The sequence below is a fragment of the Sphingomonas sp. 66-10 genome (genome assembly GCF_001897045.1).
Classification (GTDB): domain Bacteria; phylum Pseudomonadota; class Alphaproteobacteria; order Sphingomonadales; family Sphingomonadaceae; genus Sphingomonas; species Sphingomonas lycopersici.
Genome location: NZ_MKRR01000090.1, coordinates 2905 through 8819, shown reverse-complemented (window position 1 = coordinate 8819; position 5915 = coordinate 2905). Strand labels below are relative to the sequence as shown.

Genomic DNA, 5915 nt, shown 5'->3' with positions numbered 1-5915 from the left:
CGCATGCGGCTGAGATGCTCTTCGATATCCCGCGACATGGTCATGTCGCCGCCCTCGGGCCCGGTCATCGTTTCGGACTGGCCGGCCTTCGGACGCGCGTTCGACATTCCGGTAGCCGCGGGTGCCGGCGCGTCGGCGGCGGGATGGTGGCCGGCGTGCGGGTCCTGAGCGCGCGCGGCCAGCGGCGTGGTCATCATCGTCAGCGTCGCAACGGACGCGAGCATTCGGTTCGACCTGATCATCGCCGGCCACCGCTCAGTTCCGCCAAGGGTCATGGTGACACGCTCCTCGGCTGTCCTATCTATCAAGGTGCCGGCTGCCGCACGTTACGTATTGATACCGAGTGCAGGCCGCGGCGGCAGACCTTAGCACCTCGTCAGACCCCGTATGGTGAGGCGCGGGAAGGATTTCGTTATGACGCACGCCGAGCATGCCCATCACCTCCGGGAAGCGTCAGTCCGGCTGGACAGCGTCACGGACCCCGTGTGCGGCATGGCGGTACACCCGGCAACGACAAGCCACCATGCCGTGGTGACGGGTACGCGTTATCATTTCTGCAGCGAGCGCTGCCAGGCGAAGTTCGTCGCCGACCCGGGACATTATATCGGACCTGGGCCGGCCCGGCGGCCCGAGGCAGCACCGGGGACGATCTGGACCTGCCCGATGCATCCGGAAATCCGCCAGGATCACCCGGGCAACTGCCCAATCTGCGGCATGACGCTCGAGCCGGTGATGGTCACGGCCGAGGCGGGTCCGAGCCCTGAACTGACCGACATGACCCGGCGCTTCTGGTTCGGGCTCGTCCTGGCGTTGCCCGTACTCGCGCTGGAGATGGGCGGGCATGTCTTTCCCCAACTGCATCATATCGTGCCGATGTGGGTTTCGATCTGGATCCAACTCGTGCTGGCAACGCCCGTGGTGCTGTGGGCGGGATGGCCGTTCTTCGAGCGAGGCTGGCAGTCGCTGAGGGTGCGCAGCCTGAACATGTTCACCCTGATCGCGATGGGGACCGGGATCGCCTGGGCTTACAGCATGGTCGCCGCGGTTGCGCCGGGCGTGTTTCCGCCGGCCTTCCGCGCGGCTGACGGTACGGTTGCGATCTATTTCGAGGCCGCATCAGTGATCACCGTGCTGGTGCTGCTCGGACAAATGCTGGAACTGCGCGCCCGCGAGCGAACCTCCGGCGCGATCAGGGCTTTGCTCGATCTCGCGCCCAGGACGGCGCGGCGGATCGGCGTAGACGATGTTGAAGCGGAGGTCGGCCTCGATCAGATCGCGGTGGGCGATCGACTTCGCGTGCGCCCGGGCGAGAAGGTTCCGGTCGATGGCCTGGTCGAGGACGGACACTCCTCGCTCGACGAATCCATGGTGACCGGCGAGTCGATGCCCGTCACCAAAACGCTCGGCGACAAGGTGATCGGCGGCACCCTCAATCAGACGGGGGCGCTCGTCATCCGGGCCGACAAGGTCGGACGTGATACGATGCTCGCGCGGATCGTGCAGATGGTCGCCGAGGCTCAGCGTTCGCGCGCGCCGATCCAGCGCGTGGCCGACCGGGTCTCAGCCTGGTTCGTGCCCGCGGTGCTGGCGGTCGCGGTGCTAGCCTTCCTGGGCTGGGCGATCTGGGGTCCCGAACCGCGCTTAGCCTATGGCTTGGTGGCCGCGGTCGCGGTGCTGATCATCGCCTGCCCTTGCGCGCTCGGCCTGGCGACGCCCATGTCGATCATGGTCGGGGTCGGCCGCGGCGCTGGCTTTGGCGTCCTGATCAAGAATGCCGAAGCTCTCGAGCGTATGGAGAAGATCGACACCTTGATCGTCGACAAGACCGGAACGCTGACCGAGGGCCACCCGTCAGTTACGCGGATCATCTCCGGCACCGGATTCAACGAGGAGACGGTACTGCGACTGGCCGCGGCGGTTGAACGATCATCCGAGCATCCTCTGGCGCTTGCGATCGTCAAGGCGGCGGACGGGCGCAGGATCGGGATTCCCGCGGTCACGGACTTCGACTCGCCGACCGGCAAAGGCGCGCTCGGCACCGTCGAAGGCAAGCGGGTGGTGCTCGGCAGCACCGCCTTTCTCATGGAACATGGTGTCGACACGGCCCCGCTGGCGGCAGAGGCCGATGCACTGCGCCGTGACGGCGCGACGGCAATCTACGTCGGGGTCGATGGTGTCGCCGCCGGCATCTTTGCGATTGCCGATCCGATCAAGAAGACCACTCCCGAGGCGCTTGCGGCGTTGCGCGACGAAGGGGTTCGCGTCGTGATGCTGACCGGCGACAATCGAACAACCGCCGAGGCGGTGGCACGGGCGCTCGGTATCGACGAGGTGGAGGCCGATGTGCTTCCCGATCAGAAGAGCGCGGTCGTGAAGCGACTGAAACTGGAGGGCCGGACCGTTGCGATGGCCGGCGATGGGGTCAACGACGCTCCCGCGCTCGCCGCCGCCGAAGTTGGCATCGCGATGGGATCGGGCACCGATGTCGCGATCGAGAGCGCAGGCGTCACCCTCCTCAAGGGCGACTTGATGGGCATTGTTCGCGCGCGTCGGCTGAGCGAGGCGACGATGTCGAACATACGCCAGAATCTGGTGTTCGCGTTCGTCTACAACGCCGCTGGCATTCCGGTCGCGGCGGGCTTGCTCTATCCGCTGTTCGGCATCCTCCTTTCGCCGATGATCGCTGCGGCGGCAATGTCGCTCTCCTCGGTAAGCGTGATCGGCAACGCGCTGCGGCTGCGGGTAGTGCGGCTCTGAACGCGGTGCACAAAAGCCACTACTTCATTGGCCCTCCCGGAAGCGGTCGGGCAGAAGTCCACCCAGCTCATGGCAACGGGCGCCTTTTGGTGAAGTCTCATCGCCGCCGGACGGAAGCCGCCCTACACTCAGTCGTTCGGTCGGTGTTGCATCCCGCCGGACAGCTGCCGTCGTTCGACGCGAGGCTCATTTTGCCCGCATCGTTGCACTTGCTCCCCCCCCCGGGGGCGGCGGTGCACAACGTTCGCGATGAGTACGGACGATCTATACCGCATTCTTCGCACCGGCCACCTTCAGGCGCAGGGTATCGTCGATACGATCGCCGAGCCGCTGCTCGTGCTCGACGCGAACCTTTGCGTTCAGGCGGCGAGCCGTTCGTCCTTCGAGACCTTCGGTGTCGACAGCTATGAGACGTTGGGGCAGCCCATCTATGAGCTGGGCAACGGGCAATGGGACATTCCGGAGCTGCGTGCGCTGCTCGAGCGCGTGATCCCGAAGGCCACCGCAATCATCGACTATGAGGTCGAGCACGACTTTCCCCGCTTGGGCCGCCGGACGATGCTGATCACGGCGCGCACGCTCCACCATCCCGACGGCGGCAGTCGTTCCATGCTGCTCACCGTCAGAGACGCGACCGAACACCATCGCGCGGATCTGGCGAAGGACCTCGCGTTCGGCGAACTTCGCCATCGCCTGAAGAATCTGCTCGGCGTGGCGCGGTCGATCGCCAGCCAGACGACCACGGAAGGGCTTTCGGCGGCGGCGTTTCGCGATGCCTTCCTGGGGCGACTCAATGCCTTGATCCAGGCGGAAGACCTTGCCTTCGAAAAGCCCGACGAGACCAGTCTCAAAGAAGTGCTCGGACGGCTTTTGGCGCCTTATTCTCCCGCGTCCATCGAGATCGAGCCGGCGCCGGTCGTCGAGCTCACGTCCCGCCAGGTCAGGTCTTTGTGTCTGGTGCTGCACGAGATGGCGACGAACGCCGCCAAATATGGTGCGCTGTCGGTGCCCGACGGTCGGGTCCGCGTCGGGTGGCAGATTGACGCTGCCGGCGGCGAGCTGAAGCTCACTTGGGTGGAGCGCGGCGGACCGCTGGTCACTGCTCCCACCGCGAGCGGATATGGCACCACGCTCATTCAGTCGACGATCGCCTACAACCTCCAAGGCCACGTCGACCTGGCCTACCCGGCCGAGGGTTTCCAGGCCGAGATCGTCATTCCCTTTGCGGGTGCCGCCACCGAAGAGTGAGTTATGCAAGGAACGGTGCTGATCGTCGAGGATGAATATCTGATCGCGGTGGAGCTCCAGCGTATCGTCGAAGACGACGGGTGGCGCGCCATCGGCCCCGCACCGACGGTCGAAGCCGCGCTGTCCCTGCTGGAGATCGAACGGCCGTCGGTGGCGCTTCTCGACGTCCATCTCGGATCGGAACTGGTAACGCCGGTCGCCTTAGCCTTGAAAGAAAAGAAGGTGCCCTTCGCAGTAGCGAGCGCATACGCACGGCCCGAGCAATATGGCGGAGCGGTTCTGGCGAGGGTACCCAATGCGGGAAAGCCAGCTGAGAAACGACGCCTGCTGGCTACGCTGAAGGAGCTCTTGGATTCTTGACGATCGTCAAGCCGGCAGTCGAAATGTGTCGGTTTCTCCAAATGTCAGCCTTGGAAGCTGCCTTTCCGGACACCACCCACACATTGTCAGGCCCGAGCCGCCATCGGGCCTCTCTCGCGTCCAAAGAGCAGACTGCCCGGTTTCGGGAAGGAGCATCCCAGGCCGGAACGGCGGCAAAGAGGCGCCATGCGGACCGGCAGGTCTTGTCAGGAGCCGACGTCCAGTGCTTGCCCGATCGGCTATCGGAAGGCGAAAGAAAGTGGGCTGATCGCCGACTGGCAGCTTCTAGGAGCTAACGTTGGCATAGCAGCCGTTGGCGGCCGCCCTTGCAAGTGGCGGCTGCCGACCAACTCACGCCGTTCCGATGCAGTAGCCCCATCGCTTGATCGAATATTTGCGCGTTGATTGCGCTGGCAATCCGCACGGGTCCGAAGTTCGAAGAGCACACGATGCCCAAACCCCGCTCGGGAAAGAGCGCCACGTCACTGGCGACATCATCAAGGTATCCGCCATGGGAGATACGCGGAAAACCACGGCCACTTCGATCTGCTAAGCGAGAGCGTGTTCAGAATTCGCTCCATCCTGCAGTCGTACCCGCGTAGTGTATTGAGCGACCGTATTTCGCCAGCTCGGCCTGTACCTCGGGCCGTCCGCGTGCATCTGCCATCGTCCGTCGCATCGCTATTTCGAACGGGGTACGCTCTTCTTGAGTGTCAAAGACGAGGAATAAGCCGAGCGCATCCGAGCGCGCGTCGCTATCGCGGAGGCGCTTGATCAGCATGTCAGCAATGGCCTTGCCGTCGCCGTGGCAGGCCGCTGCCGTTGCCGCGGCATTCCAATTATCTTCCGCTTTGCTTGACAGCTTACCCGCGACGGCCTTGGCTTCATCATCGCGGCCAAGCCCCCAGAGCGCACAAGCCTGATTGGCCCAAACCCACATTTTGCCATAGGCGCTGAGATGATCGAAGCGCTTGCGCTCCAGCTCAGTCAGATCGTCGAACGCTTTTTGAAAATGACCTGCAGCTATCGCCATTTCCGAGCGATTGATAACAAGTGAGCCGAGTTCAGGATAACGATCAACCCCCAACGCCAAAACGTTGTCCAGAGCGACGATCGCGTCGTCGATATGCCCCTGATAACGCAGATCGTTAGCGTATTCGTTCACCAGCCAGAATGCATCGCTACCGACTATCTCGATCTGCGCCTTATCGGCAGCGAGATGCTTGCCGACCCCTAGTGCCTCTTGGAATCGCCCCAGCGCACGTAGCGTCCGCATCTGGTGCGTTGCCACCGCATAGTCTTTTGGCGCCGTCTTGGCGGCAGTGGCGGCCCGATTGGCCTCGTGTTCCAGATTCTTGCGATATCGATCCGCACCCAAGCGATCCAATTCGGGCCAAAGCGCGGCGTGCCGCCGGTCGATCGCCATCGAAACGAGGCTATTGGTCGGCACATTCTTCGTCAGTCCTGCCCGCGCCTCGGCAAGTTCACCTCGAAGACTGTGACCAGCGATGGCGCAGCCCAGCATGGCATTTCCAAATGCCGTGCCTGGC

At 63.9% G+C, this 5915-nt stretch carries 4 protein-coding genes; 3 read left to right on the top strand and 1 reads right to left on the bottom strand.

All coding sequences use genetic code 11. The annotated features are described in order from the left end of the window. Positions 1–414 precede the first annotated feature (414 nt). The 3 genes from BGN95_RS07290 (at position 415) to BGN95_RS07280 (ending at position 4365) form a co-directional block, all read left to right on the top strand. Complete coding sequence (locus BGN95_RS07290; RefSeq protein WP_286772121.1) at positions 415–2757, top strand: heavy metal translocating P-type ATPase; 2343 nt, start codon at positions 415–417, stop codon at positions 2755–2757. A 249-nt stretch (positions 2758–3006) separates the two neighbouring features. After that, entirely contained in the window at positions 3007–4005 is a 999-nt protein-coding gene (locus BGN95_RS07285; RefSeq protein ID WP_286772120.1) for an HWE histidine kinase domain-containing protein, read from the top strand. 3 nt (positions 4006–4008) lie between these two features. Next, a complete protein-coding gene (locus tag BGN95_RS07280; RefSeq protein WP_286772119.1) occupies positions 4009–4365 on the top strand; it encodes a response regulator in 357 nt (118 codons plus the stop codon). Positions 4366–4930: 565 nt separating this feature from the next. Here BGN95_RS07280 and BGN95_RS07275 read toward each other — a convergent pair. Continuing rightward, positions 4931–5915, bottom strand: a 985-nt coding sequence (locus BGN95_RS07275; protein ID WP_286772118.1) for a tetratricopeptide repeat protein, incomplete at its 5' end; no start/stop codon positions are given.

Excerpts from the sequence above, each read along its gene's own strand:
- BGN95_RS07290 (WP_286772121.1), top strand. The coding sequence starts at position 415 with ATGACGCACGCCGAGCATGCCCATCACCTCCGGGAAGCGTCAGTCCGG.
- BGN95_RS07285 (WP_286772120.1), top strand. The coding sequence starts at position 3,007 with ATGAGTACGGACGATCTATACCGCATTCTTCGCACCGGCCACCTTCAG.
- BGN95_RS07280 (WP_286772119.1), top strand. The coding sequence starts at position 4,009 with ATGCAAGGAACGGTGCTGATCGTCGAGGATGAATATCTGATCGCGGTG.